This is a genomic window from Bradyrhizobium zhanjiangense (assembly GCF_004114935.1).
GTDB lineage: Bacteria > Pseudomonadota > Alphaproteobacteria > Rhizobiales > Xanthobacteraceae > Bradyrhizobium > Bradyrhizobium zhanjiangense.
The window spans coordinates 1,585,366-1,601,545 of sequence record NZ_CP022221.1; the positions used below are offsets into that span (position 1 = coordinate 1,585,366).

At 63.3% G+C, this 16,180-nt stretch carries 20 protein-coding genes; 13 read left to right on the plus strand and 7 right to left on the minus strand.

What is annotated here, in order from left to right:
- Positions 1-17: 17 nt before the first annotated feature.
- From XH85_RS07520 to lpxK, 4 genes are read left to right on the plus strand one after another with little or no spacing between them, the layout of a single operon-like run.
- Positions 18-260, plus strand: coding sequence for a DUF4170 domain-containing protein (locus tag XH85_RS07520; protein WP_091886920.1), 243 nt, complete (start codon positions 18-20; stop codon positions 258-260).
- Positions 257-970, plus strand: a complete 714-nt coding sequence (locus XH85_RS07525) for a lysophospholipid acyltransferase family protein (protein WP_128931386.1) — start codon at positions 257-259, stop codon at positions 968-970. The genes XH85_RS07520 and XH85_RS07525 overlap by 4 nt, the downstream gene beginning before the upstream one ends.
- On the plus strand, positions 933-2,267 hold the full coding sequence (locus XH85_RS07530) for a 3-deoxy-D-manno-octulosonic acid transferase (RefSeq protein WP_128931387.1): 1,335 nt from the start codon (positions 933-935) through the stop codon (positions 2,265-2,267). The genes XH85_RS07525 and XH85_RS07530 overlap by 38 nt, the downstream gene beginning before the upstream one ends.
- Entirely contained in the window at positions 2,260-3,276 is a 1,017-nt protein-coding gene (gene lpxK, locus XH85_RS07535) for a tetraacyldisaccharide 4'-kinase (protein WP_128931388.1), read from the plus strand. The genes XH85_RS07530 and lpxK overlap by 8 nt, the downstream gene beginning before the upstream one ends.
- 361 nt (positions 3,277-3,637) lie before the next feature.
- Here lpxK and XH85_RS07540 read toward each other — a convergent pair whose 3' ends face one another.
- From XH85_RS07540 to XH85_RS07555, 4 genes are all read right to left on the minus strand, one after another.
- The gene (locus tag XH85_RS07540) at positions 3,638-3,823 is read right to left on the minus strand and encodes a hypothetical protein (protein ID WP_128931389.1); all 186 of its coding nucleotides are present in this window, start codon (positions 3,821-3,823) and stop codon (positions 3,638-3,640) included.
- Between the two features lie 417 nt (positions 3,824-4,240).
- A complete protein-coding gene (locus XH85_RS07545; RefSeq protein WP_245473389.1) occupies positions 4,241-4,618 on the minus strand; it encodes a TadE/TadG family type IV pilus assembly protein in 378 nt (125 codons plus the stop codon).
- Positions 4,615-5,118 (minus strand): TadE/TadG family type IV pilus assembly protein, encoded by a 504-nt coding sequence (locus XH85_RS07550; protein WP_245473898.1) that lies wholly within the window; start codon positions 5,116-5,118, stop codon positions 4,615-4,617. The genes XH85_RS07545 and XH85_RS07550 overlap by 4 nt, the downstream gene beginning before the upstream one ends.
- Before the next feature lie 11 nt (positions 5,119-5,129).
- A complete protein-coding gene (locus XH85_RS07555) occupies positions 5,130-6,452 on the minus strand; it encodes a TadE/TadG family type IV pilus assembly protein (protein ID WP_128931390.1) in 1,323 nt (440 codons plus the stop codon).
- 38 nt (positions 6,453-6,490) lie between these two features.
- On the opposite strand from XH85_RS07555, the gene XH85_RS07560 reads away from it, so the two are divergent.
- Entirely contained in the window at positions 6,491-6,934 is a 444-nt protein-coding gene (locus XH85_RS07560; protein WP_420837868.1) for a hypothetical protein, read from the plus strand.
- A 16-nt stretch (positions 6,935-6,950) separates the two neighbouring features.
- Here the strand turns inward: XH85_RS07560 and XH85_RS07565 are convergent, their stop codons facing one another.
- Positions 6,951-7,178, minus strand: coding sequence for a DUF2093 domain-containing protein (locus XH85_RS07565; RefSeq protein ID WP_091886894.1), 228 nt, complete (start codon positions 7,176-7,178; stop codon positions 6,951-6,953).
- Between the two features lie 177 nt (positions 7,179-7,355).
- On the opposite strand from XH85_RS07565, the gene XH85_RS07570 reads away from it, so the two are divergent.
- Together XH85_RS07570 and XH85_RS07575 are read left to right on the plus strand one after the other, a co-directional pair.
- Complete coding sequence (locus XH85_RS07570; RefSeq protein ID WP_164940090.1) at positions 7,356-8,180, plus strand: dienelactone hydrolase family protein; 825 nt, start codon at positions 7,356-7,358, stop codon at positions 8,178-8,180.
- A gap of 226 nt (positions 8,181-8,406) precedes the next feature.
- Positions 8,407-8,556: a hypothetical protein gene (locus tag XH85_RS07575; protein ID WP_164940089.1), complete on the plus strand. Its 150-nt coding sequence runs from the start codon at positions 8,407-8,409 to the stop codon at positions 8,554-8,556.
- A 20-nt stretch (positions 8,557-8,576) separates the two neighbouring features.
- Here the strand turns inward: XH85_RS07575 and XH85_RS47240 are convergent, their stop codons facing one another.
- Both XH85_RS47240 and xseA read right to left on the minus strand, forming a co-directional pair.
- A complete protein-coding gene (locus XH85_RS47240) occupies positions 8,577-8,705 on the minus strand; it encodes a hypothetical protein (RefSeq protein ID WP_276485815.1) in 129 nt (42 codons plus the stop codon).
- Positions 8,706-9,038: 333 nt separating this feature from the next.
- Positions 9,039-10,661: an exodeoxyribonuclease VII large subunit gene (gene xseA / locus XH85_RS07580; protein WP_164940105.1), complete on the minus strand. Its 1,623-nt coding sequence runs from the start codon at positions 10,659-10,661 to the stop codon at positions 9,039-9,041.
- Positions 10,662-10,796: 135 nt separating this feature from the next.
- Between xseA and XH85_RS07585 the strand changes: the two genes are divergently transcribed.
- The 6 genes from XH85_RS07585 to purD all read left to right on the plus strand — a co-directional run bounded on the left by XH85_RS07585 (position 10,797) and on the right by purD (position 16,157).
- Entirely contained in the window at positions 10,797-11,807 is a 1,011-nt protein-coding gene (locus tag XH85_RS07585) for an alpha/beta hydrolase (protein WP_164940088.1), read from the plus strand.
- Between the two features lie 2 nt (positions 11,808-11,809).
- On the plus strand, positions 11,810-12,331 hold the full coding sequence (locus XH85_RS07590; RefSeq protein WP_128931394.1) for a DUF2306 domain-containing protein: 522 nt from the start codon (positions 11,810-11,812) through the stop codon (positions 12,329-12,331).
- On the plus strand, positions 12,328-12,879 hold the full coding sequence (locus XH85_RS07595) for a hypothetical protein (RefSeq protein WP_128931395.1): 552 nt from the start codon (positions 12,328-12,330) through the stop codon (positions 12,877-12,879). Before XH85_RS07590 ends, XH85_RS07595 begins: the two co-directional genes overlap by 4 nt.
- A gap of 2 nt (positions 12,880-12,881) precedes the next feature.
- Entirely contained in the window at positions 12,882-13,181 is a 300-nt protein-coding gene (locus XH85_RS07600) for a winged helix-turn-helix domain-containing protein (RefSeq protein ID WP_128931396.1), read from the plus strand.
- A 351-nt stretch (positions 13,182-13,532) separates the two neighbouring features.
- Entirely contained in the window at positions 13,533-14,465 is a 933-nt protein-coding gene (locus XH85_RS07605; RefSeq protein ID WP_128931397.1) for a hypothetical protein, read from the plus strand.
- Between the two features lie 408 nt (positions 14,466-14,873).
- Entirely contained in the window at positions 14,874-16,157 is a 1,284-nt protein-coding gene (gene purD, locus XH85_RS07610) for a phosphoribosylamine--glycine ligase (RefSeq protein ID WP_128931398.1), read from the plus strand.
- Positions 16,158-16,180 lie beyond the last annotated feature (23 nt).

The window sequence follows — 16,180 nt, forward strand, 5'->3', positions numbered from 1 at the left end:
CGTTAGGAAGAGAACCCATGCCAGATAGTGCCCCGCAACAACTGCTTCACCTCGTCATCGGTGGCGAGCTCGTCGATCTCGAGCACAATACCTTCAAGAACCTCGACGACGTCGACATCGTCGGCATCTATCCGAACTATGCCACCGCGCACGCGGCTTGGCGGGCCAAGGCGCAGAGCACGGTCGACAACGCGCAAATGCGCTATTTCATCGTCCATCTCCACCGGCTGCTCGACCCCAATCAAGAACCGGCGCGTTGAAAAAACTGCTTCGCAATACGCTGCGAAGCAGCTGGTTTCAGCGTGCCGTCGGGGTCCTGGCGGCCGAATATCTGCGTCTGGTCTGGTGGACCAACAAGTTCACGTTCGATCCGGCTGACGTCTATGACCTCGTCGAGCCGCAGATCCCGGCGATCTTCGCCTTCTGGCATGGCCAGCATTTTCTCACCCCCTTCATCAAGAACAAGGACTGGTACCAGGCCAAGGTGCTGATCTCCCGTCATCGCGACGGCGAGTTCAATGCCATCGCCGCCGAACGGCTCGGCATCGGCACCATCCGCGGTTCCGGCGACCATGGCGGCGCCTTCCACCGCAAGGGCGGGGTCGGCGCTTTCAAGGAAATGGTGCGGACGCTCCAGGACGGTTGTAATGTCGCGCTGACCGCCGATGTCCCCAAACGCTCGCGCGTGGCCGGGCTCGGCATCATCATGCTGGCACGGGAATCGGGGCGGCCGATCATGCCTTTCGCAATGGCGACCAGCCGCTTCATCCGGCTCAAGAACTGGGACCGCACCACCATCAATTTGCCATTCGGGCGCGGCGCATTGGTCGGAATCAAGGAGATCCACGTTCCGCCGGATGCCGACGCAGCCACTATGGAAGCGCTGCGGCTGGAGTTGGAGGAGACGTTGAACGAGGCGACCCGCCGCGCCTATGCGCAACTCGGCCGCCCGGGACCGGAAGATGTCTGACCCGCTGCCGATGACGCTGCGAATGTATCGCCGGCTGGCCTCCGGCCTGGTGCCGCTCGCGCCCGCGCTGATCAAGCGGCGATTGAAACAGGGCAAGGAGGATCCCGCGCGCGTCGGCGAGCGGCGGGGCTTGTCGCGGGACGTGCGGCCACATGGCCCGCTGGTCTGGATCCACGGCGCCAGCGTCGGCGAGGTTCTGGCCGCGGCGGCGCTGGTCGAACGGCTGCGCGATCTCAATCTGCGCATCCTGCTCACCTCCGGCACCGTCACCTCGGCGGCCGTGGTCGCGAAGCGCTTCCCGCCCGACGTCATCCATCAATACGTGCCGTATGATTCCCCGCGCTATGTCGCGCGCTTCCTCGACCATTGGAAGCCGTCGCTGGCGCTGTTCATCGAATCCGACCTGTGGCCGAACCTGATCCTCGCCGGTGCGGCGCGCCGGGTGCCGATGGTGCTGGTCAACGGGCGGATGTCGCCGCGTTCCTTCCCGCGCTGGCGGCGCATGCATGGCACCATCTCGGCGCTGTTGTCGCGCTTCGACATTTGTCTTGCACAATCGCAGACGGATGCTGAGCGTTTTGCCACGCTTGGCGGCCGCGACGTCCTCACGACGGGCAATCTCAAGCTCGACGTGCCGGCGCCGCCGGCCGATCCCGCCAGACTCGAACGGCTGATGGCTATGACGCGCGGGCGTCCCATCATCGTCGCGGCCTCGACCCATCCGGGCGAGGATGAGATGCTGATCGCGGCGCATCGCAGCCTCGCCGGTTTCTTCCCGCAACTCTTGACCGTGATCGTGCCGCGCCATCCGGATCGCGCCCCCTCGATCGCGGGCCTGATCACGGCCTCGGGCCTGAAGCCGGCGTTGCGCTCGCGCGAGGAACTGCCGACGGCGACGACCGACGTCTATGTTGCCGACACCATGGGCGAGCTCGGCCTGTTCTACCGCCTTTCGCCGATCGTCTTCATGGGCGGATCGCTGATCCATCACGGCGGCCAGAATCCGATCGAGGCGATCAAGCTCGGCGCCGCCATCGTCCACGGTCCGCACGTCTTCAATTTCACTGACGTCTACGAGGCGCTCGACAAAAGCGGCGGGGCGCGCCAGGCCGACACGCAGGAGGCGCTGGTCAAGCAGCTCGGCCAATTGCTGGCCGATCCGACCATGCGCGACAAGATGCAGCGCGCAGGCTCGGGCGTGGTCGAGCAGCTCGGCGGCGCGCTCGATCGCACCATGACCGCGCTCGAGCCCTATCTGTTGCAACTGCGGATCGAGATGGGGGCCGCCAATGCGTGAGCCGGCCTTCTGGTACCGGCCACGTTCCCCGCAGTCGTATCTCCTTAGTCCTCTGGGCGCGCTCTACGGCGCGATTACAGCGCGCCGCATGGCGCGCCAGGGCTTTGACGCCGGCATTCCCGTAATCTGCGTCGGCAACTACCATGTCGGCGGTGCCGGCAAGACGCCGACCGTGCTGGCGCTGACCAAGCTCCTGCGCGAGCTCGGTGAGACCCCGGTGGTGCTCAGCCGCGGCTATGGCGGAAGCCTGAAGGGGCCGGTGATGGTCGACCGGATGCGCCACACCGCTGCCGACGTCGGCGACGAGCCGCTGATGATGGCGCGCGAGGTCCCCGTCGCGGTCGCGCGCGATCGCCTCGACGGCGTCGCGCTGGCGAAGTCGCAAGGCGCTACCGTGATCCTGATGGACGATGGCTTCCAGAATCCGAGCCTGCTCAAGGACGCCTCGCTGATCGTGATCGACAGCGAGCGCGGCCTCGGCAACGGCATGGTGTTTCCCGCCGGTCCTCTTCGCGCGCCACTGCAAGCACAGCTCGCGCGCACCGATGCGCTGGTCCTGATCGGCGACGGGCGTGCCGCGAACGATGTCGCGGCCGAGCTTGCCAAGCGCGACAAGCCGGAGCTGCGCGCGCGGCTGCAGGCGGATGCGGCCTCGCTCGCGCAGCTCCTTGGCAAGCGGGTTTTCGCCTTCGCCGGCATCGGCGATCCCGAGCGCTTCTTCCGCAGCTTGCGCGCCAGCGGCGTCGATGTTGCGCGCATGCGTTCCTTCGCCGATCACCACATGTTCTCGGATGACGAGCTCGCCGCGCTCGCGGTGGAGGCCCAGCGCGAACAGCTCACGCTGGTGACCACGGAGAAGGATCTCGCGCGTTTGCGCGGCCGCGCGGGCGTGCCTGATAACATTGTGCCGTTCGCCGTCCAGCTCGAGTTCGACGATCCGGCAAAGCTGCGACAGTTGATCAGCGATCATCTGTACAAGGCGCGCGAGCGGCGGTTCAGCACGCGTTGATCTCGCGCGTTAAAGCATGATCCGGAAAGTGCGCAGCGGTTTTCCGAAAAGATCATGCTCAAACAACAACCTAAAGCGCGATGACGATTCATCCTAATCTCATCGCGCTTTAGGCAAGCGTCTCTGCCGTAGCCCATACGCCGAACGAACTTGCTTGCCAGCGGCAGCGGCAACGGCCTGGATCGCGGTGCAGCATTCAGTCATGCTCACCACGCCCCGATGGCGATCAATCCAATAATGGTCAGGCATGAAGCGCAGGCTACCATCACAGTATAGCATTCGGGTGTATTCATCGCTGCCTCCCAAGCTGCAATTTGCTTGGTCATCGCTACGCGGGAGAGATCGTGGTCTTGGGGCCGCTTCAATTCGGCATGCCGCAATCGGTCTTGCGCTGCGCGTCCGTCCTCTCATCGCCACCCTGATCCGCAGGCGGATAGTGCGCTTCGTGAGCTTCAGCGCGTTGGGCTGAGATCAGAAGCTGTTTCCGCATTTCAGCGAGGCGGGCGCGGCAATATTCACGATAGAGCATGTCGAATATGGTGGGCATGATTCACCCCCATCGCTTGACCCTGATTTACAGATATTCCACCGCGAATTTTCGAGGTGATCGTAGCCCGCCAGATGGCTCTTCGATATGAGCCCGTTCACAGACTGCGCCAATTCCAAAGCTCGATCGCTGTTTGGCTGACTTGATTGTCCGCGCGATAAAAAGAGCAGGGCTGATTACCTAACACGCAATATAGCAGCCCTTTGTTTCACCAAGACTTCGTCAAACAACTTAAGAGCGCTGATCTGCAACAAAGAATCCAACTACAGCGCGAAATGACAAACTACGGAGTGCAGGCACTGTTCGATGCAACGTCGGATCGGAACGATTGCGGGAGGGCGAGCCGCGCACAAGGCGCGGGAACGGCGGTTCAGCGCACGATGATTCCGTAGGCGGCAAGGCGACCTGTTCACGAGCTCAACTCGGAAAGCATGCCCGGGCGGTCAGCGTCACCGGGGACAGATTGAGAATCTCCGGAAACGTAAATGCATAACTCGCGCTTACCTCGTTGCCGCATGCTGACGTGGAAAAGGTGAATGTGTCCGCAGGGAGCGTGAGGCCGAACGCCTGCTGGGCAGCGTAGCTCGTTATGGCGCTGCTGCTTGGGCAGAGCGTGCTATTGACGGTTGCGCAACGCGCCGCCATTTCGCTCCCATGCTGGATCCCCAGCTGAGTCCAGAACAGCAGCCCGCATTCGATGATCCCAAATATGAACAGGAAGAATGCGGGAGCGGTCAGCGCAAATTCCAGCGCCGACGCGCCCTGATTGTCGTGCCATAGCGCCGTGAGTTTCACTGCAGCCTCGCAGTGGATTGCGCGCTATAAGTATATGTGGCTGCCACGATCTGGTAATCGATGAGCGTATAGTAGGTCGCTCGCGCCGAGACCGTCGTATACGTTCCAGCCTGCGTGCCGCCGGTGCAGGTCGTCCCGCAAGTGACAGCGCTGACTCCCGCGCTCGTTGGACATCCGCAAAATTGGACCGGCGCAGGCGAAGCAGTGATGTCCGTGGCATTGGTGGCATTTGTCACGGCGTTCGAAATGCCGCTCACGTCAAAGCCGCGCGCAATTGCGTATTGCGCTCCCGCTTGTGCGGCATTTTCGACCTGCATCTTGCGATAGAGTGCGAGCCCGATGTCTATCACCGACACGACCATCAGAGACAGTATCGGGATCAAGATGCCGAATTCGGCGGCCGCGACGCCGCGTTTGTCGCCGATAGCGGCGCGCACGTGCCCCGTCAGAGAATGAAGCAATCGACGGCAGTGCCTGGATGAGAAGTTCTGGATTTGCATTGGTCCAAACCTCATTCGATGAGCTGCGCGGTTTGCGAACCTATCGTCGCGGTGCCGAGCGCGGTACAATTGACCTGGAGGTTCGACGTGCCGCTGAACGTCAGCGTATCCGCGATGATTTTGGTGCAGGATGTGCTCGTGCCGTTGCCGCCACTGAAGCTGAGGTTGGCCTTTGGCAGGTAGATGGCACCGCCGAAGTTCTGTGTGCTGCCGCCGGTGAGATTGAAAGCAGTCCCGGCCGGCATATTGCGATCGCCGTACATGACGATGCCTTTCGTGGCGCCGCTGGTCGGCGCCGTCAGGTCGACGGTCGCGTTGCTGCCGATCGAAGCGGTGCCCCAGTTGCTTCCCGAGCCGGTAAACACCAGGGTTACGCCGCTGCCCGTGATGGTGGCGTTTCCAGCGACGCTCAAGCTTGCCCCGTCCAGATAATAGATGCCTGGATTAAGGTTCAGGACTGCGCCGGCATTGACCGTAATGCTGCCCGTGTAGCAGCCGGGGTCGAGCGAGGTTGTTTTTCCATTGGAGTTGACCACTATCTTGCCGTTGGTGCAACTCGGCCTCGCGGGGGGAGAGACGTTGGCGTAGGGGTCGGCGACGGGCAAAATGTGCGTCTTGACACCGTTGGTCGCCGTGATGCTGCTCGCGCCTGAGACGTCGCCAACCACTCCGACCTGATTTGCAGCGACCGAGGCGCTGCCGGCAACGTTGAGTGAGGGGCTTGCACTTGAGTTGCTGTAAAGGTTGCACTTGATCAAGTTGAGCTGGTTGCCGCCGCTGACGTTGACAGCGGGACTTGCGCTCGAGTTGAGCGCAAGTACGCAGCCTGTCCCGGAATTGGGCAGGGCGACAGATCGTGCGGTTATGAGGACAGGATCCGAGCCGAACAGGGCTGATAGCAGCCGCTGTTGCGGTTGACTCACGATGACTTCGATGGCCTGCGAATTGGATGTGTGATTGCCTGTCTTCGGCGGCTGGTTCACCGTGACCGTGACGTTGTTTGCCCCGTTCGCGTAACCGTAGTTTGCCGTAACCGCTTTGGCTTCGGACGAGGGGTCGGTCCCTGCACTCGCCGCTGTCGCAGCGCTGACCGCGCCAGAGTCAGCCGCGCTCTGCATGTTCTTATGTTTGTAGTACCACCAGCCCACTTCCGTGCCGAGCCCTGCTGTGCCGACCAGGACCGGCATCAGCAGCGCCGAAATGATCACATAGCTGCCCGACTGATCTCGGGCGAATCGTTCAAGCAGGCTAACCGCCCGCTCGCGCCGACGAGCATGTCGCTCTGGGCCGAATGGTGCATCGAACGAATGGCTGCAAAGTCTCCGGGGGTCCATGTGCGTCCTGCCCGCTTGCCACTTTTTCCCGTGGCAATGTGCTGCAGACCGACTTAAACCGGCCCCAATGGAAACGAGACAATTTTAAACATCAGCCGACATTCAGCCGGCATTCATGGCCGCGCTTCTATCGATACATCTCCGATCAGGAGAATTCGATGAAACTGCGGTCCGCGATCATTGCCGTCAGCCTCACGTGTCTGCCGGTTTTGCCCGCCCTTGCTCAGACTCCCTCGCCGCCGCCTGCGGCCGCTCCGGCAAATCCGACAGGTGCGGTGCCGGTTCCCGCGACCAAGCGCGTCACGTGCCTCGCCACGACGCAAAACCTGAAGGGACAGGATAAACGCGACCAGCTGCAGCTCTGCATGGCGCAGGCGCGGCTCGACTGCCTCAAGCAGGCGATCGATCAGAAGATCGTCGGCGAGGCCCGCAAGACTTTCATCAAGACCTGCGTGGGCGCGGATGGCACCGAGCAACAATAGCCGCAGGCGCGCGGCCTTATCCCTGCGGCTTCGGCGCGCCGGGGAAATGCCGCTGGAGCACGGCGGCGGGCGTGGCGTAGGCTTCCTGCAGATCCACGCTCCAGTATTTCAATTCGTCGAGCGGGATACGCGTGTCGGTGATCGCGCAGCGCACATAGGTCCCCGGCGAGATCACCCGGAAATCGCCGTCGAGATATTGCACCTGCGCTTCGCCATGGCCCGAGGGGCCAAACTTGTTCAGCACGGTCGAAAGTCTCCGTGGAAGGCCTCTCCGTGGAAATTCCTTGGAGGGCACGATGTGTCGGGCTGGATGTAGCATAGATAGGGTGGCTTGTCCGCCCGGTAAACCCACTGGTTTGTGATGTTTTGGCGCCGTTTCCGCGTGGTAGTGCTTGGACGAAGGGTCTTGACGCCGAGTCCGATGCGCCTTCGACTGACCGCCTTGTTCCTGACGCTCCTGATGTCGGCCGCGCACGCTGCGCCTGTGCCGCAGCAGGTCGACATCCCGCTGTCGTCGGGCGTCCTGCATGCGCAGCTCTACAAGCCCGAGGGCGAGGGGCCATTTCCGGCCGTGATCGCGCTGCATGGCTGCGGCGGGCTCAGTGGCCATTCCGATTCCGTACTGCCGCGCTATCGCGACTGGGCCGAGCGGCTGCTTAGGGCCGGCAACGCCGTGCTGCTGCCTGACAGCTACGGCTCGCGCGAGCTCGGGCCGCAATGTCGCGTCAAGGAGATGCACGTCAAGGCGCGGCGTGAACGCGTCACCGACATCGCAGCGTCACGCGCCTGGCTGATGAAGCAGAGCTGGGTGGCGCGCGACCGTGTCAGCCTGATCGGCTGGGCCAACGGCGCCAGTGCGCTGCTGTGGGCCGTGCGGCCGCAGAGCGCGGCGCGCGATTTGAGCCCGGATTTTCGCGCCGCGGTCGCCTTCTATCCCGATTGCCGGATCTCCGCCGGCCTCGGCTGGAGCACGCGGGTGCCGACCCTGGTGCTGATCGGCGCCGATGACGACGTGTCGTCGCCGCCGGCCTGCCGCCAGATGGTGGACGGCGCGCGCGGCCGCAGCGCGCTCGCGCGCATCGTGGTCTATCCCGGCGCCTATCATGATTTCGACCGCGCCAACACGCCGCTGCACGCAGCTGCGGGCGGCACCGACGTGGCCGCGCCCGAGCATGGCCATCTCGGCACCGATGCGCAGGCGCGTGCGGAGTCGCAGAAGGACGTCGCGGAATGGCTGGCGCGGTGAGGATGGTGCCGTAGTTCCTAGCCCGGACTTGTCCCGCCGTAGCTCGGTAGAGCGAAGGCGGAAGCGGGGCCGGCCGAGGAACAACGTCAGGCGGACAGCCCCGCATCGACCACCGCCCTGCACGGACCATGATGGCCGACCGGGAATCTACGGATCGCGCGTGGCGCCGGTTTCAGCATGTCGCGATGCCATCATTCGACCACGATGTCGATTAAACGCAATCAGTATGCGCAGCCGTATCGTCCTGCTCTCCTCCGCCGTGATCGTCTTCACTGTCGCGATCTTCCTGTTTGAAGCCCACGCCGGCGCGCCACAGTTCGCGCCGAAACATTGCGGCTTCTGGACCACGATCGACGCGGGATTGTCGTGCCGCTGAAGTACACCAATCCATCGCCGTCATCCCCGCGCAACGGCGAAGCCGATGTCGCTGGAGGTGCTCGCCTCTTCGGCGAGCCTCGAAGGACGACGGCCCGGCTGCATCTCGGCCGTACATCCTTCGAGGCTCATCTTGCGATGCGCCTGCATCGCAAGCCTCGCACCTCAGGATGACGGGTCTGAATGGGCTCCGCCTTGCCGCCACACCGTCATTCCGAGCGCAGCGACTTGTCCGCCGAAGCTTTAACAAGATGGAAGCAATTCAGAGTCCCTCTGCGGAAAGATTCTGGATTGCTTCGTCGCAAGGGCTCCTCGCAATGACGAGGTTGTGGCTACACTCGCCTCCACACACGCGCTGTCATCGCCCGGCTTGACCGGGCGATCCAGTACGCCGAGACGTCAGTGGTTCACCGAGAAGCCTCGGCGTACTGGATTCCCCGCATTCGCGGGGAATGACACCGGGCGAAGTGCTGCCCTCGCGCCTCAGAACAAGCTGCCCTGATCCACCGGCTTGGCCACGCGCTTCGGCGCGGGCTTTGCGTCTTGCGCGGCCGGCTTTGGCTGTGAGGGCGCACGCATTGCCGTCGGCGCCGGGCGGTCCGCATCCGCAGTCGCGGCCACACGTCCGTCGGCAAACTCGATCTCGAGCCGCGCATTCGGCCCGACACTGTCGGCCGCATGCAGGGGGTGGCCGGCTTCATCGCGCACCAATGCAAAGCCGCGCGCGAGCACGCTGCGGTAGGACAGCGCGGAGAGCAGCTTGCCGCTGTTCTCGACACGCGCATCGAGCCGTTGCAGCAGCGTGACAAGCGCGCGTTGCGCGCGCTCGGCGAGCCGATGCGTGTGCTCGCGCTGGCGCAGAATCGCGTTGCGCTGCGCCTGTGCGTTGGAAAGCTTTGAGGCGCGCAAGCGAACCTCGAGCCCGGCAAAGTGGTCGCGCCGCCGCCGCAGCAGCGAGCGCGCGGAGAGGCCGAGCCGCTCGCCGCACACGGTGAGGCGGTGATCGGCCTGCGCGATCTGGCCGTGCAGCACCCGTAGCGTCAGCTTGGCACTCGCCGCCGTAAAACGGCGGAAATGCGCATGCGTGTTGGCCTTGAGGCAGCGGGGCAGGGAGGCGCCCGCCGAATCCAGCCGCTGCCGCGGGATCGCCAGCAGGTCGCCGGCCGCCGGCAGCGCGCGCGCGGCGGCGCGCAACTCGTTGCGCCGGCTTTCATGGCCGCGCTGCCAGCAGGCGCGGGTGCGCCGTCCGAGATCGGCGACCTCGACGAAGAGGTCGCTGCGCACCGGCACCGCCATCTCGGCCGCCGCCGTCGGCGTCGGCGCGCGCTTGTCGGCGACGAAATCGATCAGCGTGATGTCGGTCTCGTGCCCGACCGCCGAGATCAGCGGGATCATGCTGTCGGCCGCTGCGCGCACCACGATCTCCTCGTTGAACGACCAGAGATCCTCCAGCGAGCCGCCCCCGCGCGCGACGATCAACACATCGGGCCGCGGAATCTTGCCGCCCTCGGGCAGCGCGTTGAAGCCGCGGATCGCGGCCGCGACCTGCTCGGCCGAGCCTTCGCCCTGCACCTTGACCGGCCACACCAGCACGCGGCGGGGAAAGCGGTCCTCGAGCCGGTGCAGGATGTCGCGGATGACCGCGCCGGTCGGCGAGGTGACGACGCCGATCACCTCCGGCAGCCAGGGCAAGAGCTGCTTGCGCGCCTGGTCGAACAGGCCTTCGGCGGCAAGCTTCTTCTTGCGCTCCTCCATCAGCGCCATCAGCGCGCCAATGCCGGCCGGCTCCAGCGCCTCGATCACGATCTGGTATTTCGAGGAGCCTGGATAGGTGGTGAGCTTGCCGGTGGCGATCACCTCGAGCCCCTCCTGGGGCTTGAAGCGCATGCGGCTATGCACGCCCTTCCAGATCACCGCCTCGATCTTGGCGCTGTCGTCCTTGAGCGCGAAATAGCAATGACCGGAGGAGTGCGGTCCGCGGAAGCCGGAGATCTCGCCGCGGACCCGGACATGGCCAAAGGCGTCCTCGACCGTCCGCTTCAGGGACAGCGAGAGCTCGGAGACGGTGAATTCGGGCGCGTTGAGCAATTGTTCCGCAGGCGGCATCGGCAAACGATTCGGCATTTTGGGGTCAGACCCGACGTTAAGGATTTTCGCGCCGCGGCGCCAATCCCGGGATTGATTGGAAGAGTACTCTGTAATATAGAGTTCTCTATTGGTTGATGATTAGGGGGATGAGCCATGGCGATCGGGCTGCTGCGCGGCGTTTTGACCGGCCTGAAATGGGCCTTGTGTGCGCTCGGCGGCGTGGCGCTGATCCTGGGCGCCATGATCGCAACGCCGCTGGAGCGGCCGCCTGAGATGCGATCGGTCTCGGATTCAGCCAAGGGCATCGACTGGTCCACGTTGCCACCGCTCGAACGCTTTCAGGCCCGCGATGGCACCTGGATCGGTTATCGCCACTATGCGCCGAACGGCCCGGAGACGAGCCGCGGTGCGATCTTCATCCATGGCTCTTCCGGCTCCAGCGGCACCGTCAATCACGCGCTGACCCATGCGATCGCCGCGCGCGGGGTGGAGACCTGGGCGCTGGACATCCGCGGCCATGGCGGCTCCGGCACGCGCGGCGACATCGGCTATGTCGGCCAGCTCGAGGACGACCTCGTCGACTTCGTCGCTCATGTCCGCAGGAACGCGCCCGATCTGCCGCTGACCTTGATCGGCCATTCCGCTGGCGCCGGCTTCTCGCTGCGTGTCGCGGCCACGCCGATCATGCAGGACATGTTTGTCCGCACCGTGCTGCTCGCGCCCTATCTCGGCTATGACGCGCCGACCAACAAGCCGCATTCCGGGGGCTGGGCCAATGCCGATATGCCGCGCTTATTCGGGCTTGCCGCGCTGCGCAAGCTCGGCATCGATTGCTGCGCGCAGCTGCCGGTGCTCGCCCTGGCGGTGCCGCCGGCCTCGGCGAAGTACCTGGTCTCCACCTATTCCGACCGCCTGATGCGCAATTTCGCGACGCGTGGCTATCGCATCGATCTTCCGGCGACGACACGTCCGATCACGATCTTCGGCGCCGCCGAGGACGAGATGATGATCTCGGACAAATATGCCGAGACGGTTCAGGCGATCAAACCGTCGATCGACGTCAAGATCATCGACGGTGTCAACCACATGGGCATCGTCACCAATCCGAGGGCGGTCTCCGCAATCGCCGAGGACGTGGCGACGCGCGGTGCGGCGGGGAGCTGACCATGATCGCGCATTTGACCCTTGCAGGTACGATCCATCTGGTGCTGGCGCTGCTCTGCAGTACCGTCGGGTTCATCCAGTTCCTGCGTCCCAAGCGCGGCGCCGGCCACCGTGCGCGCGGTTACTTCTACGTTTACGCCATGCTGGTCTCTGACGGCACGACCTTGCTGATCCACCGGTTCACGGGGCATTTCAACGTCTTCCATGTCGCCGCGATCGTGAATTTCGCCTGCATCGTGCTGGCGGTCGTTCCGCTGCTACGCATGCCGAGGCCGTCGAACTGGAGATCCATCCACTACCACTTCATCGCCTGGTCCTATGTATCGCTGATGTCGGCCGCGGCAATCAACACAGCGTTGCGGCTGTTGCCGCTGACGATGCGGAACCAGGCCGGCTTGGCGGCACTCATCGTGTCGATGGCGACGATGACGATCGCCTATCTCGTGATCCGCAAGTACCGGCCTCCAGCGGATGTGGCGGCGCCATCCACCGGGTTGGCCGGGCAGGCTGGAGCGCCGTCATGATCGACAGCAAGCAAGCCGCGGACGCGATGGCGGATATCGACGACACCGTCCGCCGCGTGCGCCAGTCGCTGATCTATCAAGTGTCGAGCCTGGCGTTGTTGATGTGGGGCGTGCTGGCGTTCGTCGGCAACATCGCAGGCTGGTTCTGGCCGCGCTATGGACTCTATTTCTGGATCAGCATTTACGCGGTGTCGATCGTCGGCTTCCTTGCTATCGGCGCCTATCACCGGTCCCGAAGCCGCATTCGCGTGTTCGACATCCGCTATCTCCTGACATTTCTGCTGATCGTCGCCTTCGGCATCTTCGTCTGCTATTTCGGCCATTTCACCCCGCGCCAGCAGACGGCGTTCTGGCCGATCTACATCATGCTGTTCTACATCATGGCGGGGGTGTGGTTCGGCTACGCCTTCCTCGTGATCGGCGCCACCATCATTGCGCTGACGCTGATTGGTTATTTCTACATCCCTGGCATATCCCTGTTGCTGTGGATGGCAGTCGTCAATGGCGGCGGGCTGACCCTCGGCGGCCTCTGGATGCGGCGGAGCTAGCATTGGCCGAGCTCGACGAGATCATCCATCAGCCGCTGCGCCTGAAGATCATGGCCGCGCTGAACGCCCTGCCTGCGGAGGTGGGGCTCGAATTCGTCCGCCTGAAGAAGCTCACCGGCGCCACCGACGGCAATCTCGGCGCGCATATCGAGACGCTCGCGAAAGCTGGCTATATCCAGGTGGACAAGGCGTTTGTAGGCAAGAAGCCGCAGACCACGGTGACCGCCACCGCCGCCGGCCGCGGCGCCTTCGCACGCCATGTCGCGACGCTGCAGGAGATCATCGCGGGGAAGCAGGTGTGATCTCTGCGGTGCCCATTGATGCGCCCTCTCCCCTTGTGGGATTACGGTGACAGTGCTGTCACCGTAATATGCCGGAGTGAAAGACGCGTTTGCCGGTAATCGCGAACCGATTGCCGGATCCTCTCCCTTGCAAGAGCGGGATGATTGCCCATTGCGCCACAACTACAGATGGCAATACGATTGCCTGGGGAGGGGTAATGGCGGACCTGACCGAGGACGAGCTGCACTTTCTGTACAACCAACGCATTGATGAGAGCGCGGTCATGGACTGCTCGTGGATGCGACCGCGTGGCTGCAAATGGCATATGGAGCAGCAGGGATACCTTTGGTGCACAGCGCCGAAGCCCTGCTATGCCGGTCAATCGTGCCGCTCACCAAAGATCTTTGGAGCAGATTTTGTTCACGATATATGACGAAATAGAGAGCGCTTGGGCAAAGGCTTACAATCATATTCAACTGAGTCAGGACCACCGAGGATCGTTCTCCGAGTTCATCTCGGGTGAGGAAAAGGAATCCAGAACGAAGGCTACAGTTGATCTACAACCATGGCTTGCGATCTTTGAACTCGGCCTTGAATGGCTTTCTTATGTGCATGTGGCACTTTCAAATGGCTTGAAAGAAAAATCTGGCGACGGACGATACTTGGCCACTTGGTCGCTTGTCGGCTCCGCTGTTTCCTTTGGTCTCTCCATCCGGCTGTTGTGCATCTCGGGGTTCGACACACCTGCGCGGGCGCTATCTCGCAGTTACACCGAAGCGCTCTTGCTTTGCTTGGCCGTTCTAGAAGACGAGCAGATGGCTACGGCTTTCGTGACTTCCGTGACCGATGAGGAGGTCAAAAACTTCTGGCATTCGGCGGCGTCGCCTAAGAACCTTCATAAGCGGATCATCGAAATCGAAAGAAAATCAGGACTACCCGCAGCGGATATCGACTCGATGACGTCTTGGCGTCGCGAAGAATACGAAATCTTGTCTCAGTCGTCACACCTTTCTTACACCGCGTCGGTCTTAACCAGTAGGACGCAGCCTTTGAGCGAGGGAGGTGAAGACGAAGAGAATTTCGCGATCGGAATTTGGGGGATGGCGTCAGAATTTTCGCACAGAACCATTCACTATGCTGCCGCGACGGCTTGGTACTTCTCTCGGTTTAGCTACCGTCATCTGATCGTTCGACAACCATCCGAAGGATTGCTTGTCCTTGACCGCGCGGATGAATGGCAGCGCAAAATTGTGCTAGGACGTGACGTTCTCGATGGTTTGGTTTCGGCGCATTGGAACGACTAGCTTTGATCGCGCTCCTTTAAGTCATTGCCGCCTGCCGACCGCCCGCATCACAGACGGTGGTCGGCGACCTCTTTCATTCAGCCAGCGTTGACTTCCGCCTGTGGCCTTCAGCGGCACCACGCGGTGACGCGCCTATATCGTTGCTTTCGGCGCTTGAGCGGACATCGTCCGCTCCATCTCCCGCCAGTGTCATCGGAATTTCGGTTTTCTACACCGGCCATACACTCGAACGATTGCCGATTGATTTCGCTCAGCAATTCCCGCTATTGACTTTCCCACAAGGGGAGAGGGAAGAGGAGCTTCGCTGCGCGCCGGAATGAAGGGGAGTTTGGGCCGTTTCCCCTTGAGGCCCGCCCCGATTCGTGCGACCTCCGCCCCCAGCAAAACCCCTCATTTTCTGAGCCTTCGATGCACATTCTCCTGCTCGGTTCCGGCGGCCGCGAACATGCCCTGGCGTGGAAGATCGCAGCCTCTCCCCTGGTGACCAAATTCTGGTGCGCGCCCGGCAATGCCGGCATCGCGCGGGAGGCGGAGTGCGTGGCGCTCGATATTGCCGACCATGCCGCGGTGATCGACTTCTGCAAGACAAACGCGGTCGAGCTCGTGGTGGTCGGGCCGGAGACGCCGCTCGCGGCCGGCATCGTCGATGACCTCGCCGCCGCCGGCATCAAGGCGTTCGGCCCGAGCAAGGACGCGGCCCAGCTCGAAAGCTCCAAGGGTTTCACCAAGGCGCTCTGCACCGAATTCGGCATTCCGACCGGCGCCTACAAACGCTTCACCAATGCCAATGAGGCGCGCGCCTATGTCCAGAGCCAGGGCGCGCCGATCGTGGTCAAGGCCGACGGTCTTGCCGCCGGCAAGGGCGTCGTGGTCGCCAAGACTGTGCGCGAGGCCGAGGACGCCATCGCCATGATGTTCGAGGGCGCCTTCGGCGAGGCCGGCGCTGAAGTCGTGATCGAGGAATTTCTGCCCGGCCGCGAGATCAGCTTCTTCGCGCTGTGCGACGGCGAGACCGCCATTCCGCTGGCCTCGGCCCAGGACCACAAGCGCGTGTTCGACCACGACGTCGGCCCGAACACTGGCGGCATGGGCGCCTATTCGCCGACGCCGCTGGTCACGCCCGCGATCCACGACGCGATCATGGCCAAGATCATCCTGCCGACGGTATCAGGCATGAAGCAGCGCGGCACGCCGTTCCGCGGCGTGCTCTATGCCGGGATCATGCTGACGACGCAGGGCCCGAAACTGTTCGAGTTCAACGTCCGCTTCGGCGATCCCGAGTGCCAGGTGCTGATGCTGCGCATGATGTCGGACATCGTGCCGGCGCTGCTCGCCGCCTGCGACGGCGAGTTGAAGCATTTCGATCTGCGCTGGTATCCGGAGTCCGCGCTCACCGTGGTGATGGCGGCGAAGGGCTATCCCGGCGACTACCAGAAGGGCACGCGCATCGGCGGGCTCGATGACGCCGCCAAGGTCGATACCGTCGAGATCTTCCACGCCGGCACCGTGGCAAAGGATGGCGCCATCCTCGCCAATGGCGGCCGCGTGCTCAATGTCTGCGCGCTCGGCAAGACCGTGACCGAGGCGCAAGGCCGTGCCTATCAGGCCGTCGACCGCATCGACTGGCCGGAAGGCTTCTGCCGCCGCGACATCGGTTGGCAGGCGGTGGAAGCGGAGAAGGCCAGGAATTAACGCGACTGGCTCGCGATCCCGGA